The sequence below is a fragment of the Noviherbaspirillum album genome (assembly GCF_035916955.1).
In the GTDB taxonomy this organism is placed as follows: domain Bacteria; phylum Pseudomonadota; class Gammaproteobacteria; order Burkholderiales; family Burkholderiaceae_D; genus Noviherbaspirillum; species Noviherbaspirillum album.
Genome location: NZ_JAWIIV010000111.1, coordinates 1 through 1,314 on the forward strand (window position 1 = coordinate 1; position 1,314 = coordinate 1,314).

Annotated in this window: 1 pseudogene; it reads left to right on the plus strand. The window is 58.1% G+C overall.

The window, feature by feature from the left end:
- Window positions 1–82: 82 nt before the first annotated feature.
- Window positions 83–1,314: pseudogene (locus RY831_RS32915) on the plus strand (IS4 family transposase); the annotation flags it as partial.

Here is a 1,314-nt window from a genome sequence, read left to right on the forward strand (position 1 = left end):
TAATGCCGTTCAGTTAAGACTGAGCGGCATTTTTCTTTTCGGGTGTTGTAAACGGTCGCGAGGGCTGTTAACCTGCGTCCCCATGTTGGAAGACGCGCTCCATTTCCTCGTACAAAGCCAGGAAAGCCCGGACTGGGCTCGCCTGGGACAGAACTTGCCCTACGAGTGGATCGAGCAAGCGGTGGCCTACACGGGCAAAGCGAGCATCCGGCAGCGCCGCCTGCCGGCAGAGCAAGTGGTGTGGTTAGTCGTAGCACTGGCGCTGTACCGGCATCAGTCCATCAGCGAAGTGGTCGACGATCTGGACCTGGCGCTGCCGGACATGCACACACCTTTCGTAAGCAAAAGCGCAGTAGCACAAGCACGGCAGCGTCTTGGCGCCGAACCGTTGCGCGCTTTGTTTGAGATCTCGGCAAAGGCGTGGTCTGAGCAGGATCGCAAGCGCTACCTGTTCAAGGGCCTGAGCCTGTTTGCACTGGACGGCACGACCTTGAAGACCGCCGATACGCCAGAGCATCGCGCGCACTTCGGCGAGCAGGTCTATTCCAGTGGTCGGATTTCGAGCTACCCGCAAGTACGGGGCGTGACGTTGACCGCGCTGCCGACTCATTTGATTCTCGATGCCAAATTCGGTCCCTATGGAATCAATGAGATGCGCTACGCCAAAGAGCTGCTTGCCTCGATCCCGGAGGATTCGCTCACCGTCTTCGACAAAGGATTCCTGTNGTCCCTATGGAATCAATGAGATGCGCTACGCCAAAGAGCTGCTTGCCTCGATCCCGGAGGATTCGCTCACCGTCTTCGACAAAGGATTCCTGTCGGCCGAGATCTTGTGCGGCTTGACCCAGGGCCGAAGCGATCGCCACTTCATCATTCCGGCCAAGGCCAATAGCAAATGGAACGTTGTTGGCGGCACACCTGACGATGCCATCGTTGAGATGCGCGTATCGCCCCAGGCACGCAAGAAATGCCCGGAGTTGCCTGAAGCATGGCGTGCTCGTGCCATCACGTTCATCGACCAGAGTGCACGCAAGCACATACTGCTGACATCGCTGTTTGATACCAGGCGCTACACGGCCAAGGACATCACTGCCTGCTACGCCCACCGCTGGCACATTGAGACAAGCTATCGTGAACTCAAGCAGACGATGATGGGAATGGGCTTGACCTTGCGTAGCCGCACCGTCGAGGGCGTCTATCAGGAAATCTGGGGGACGCTGACCGCCTACAACCTGATACGACTGGAAATGGCCAAGGCAGCGCTGGAGGTCAAGTGCGAGCCGACCGAGATCAGCTTCATCCGCGCCTTCCATG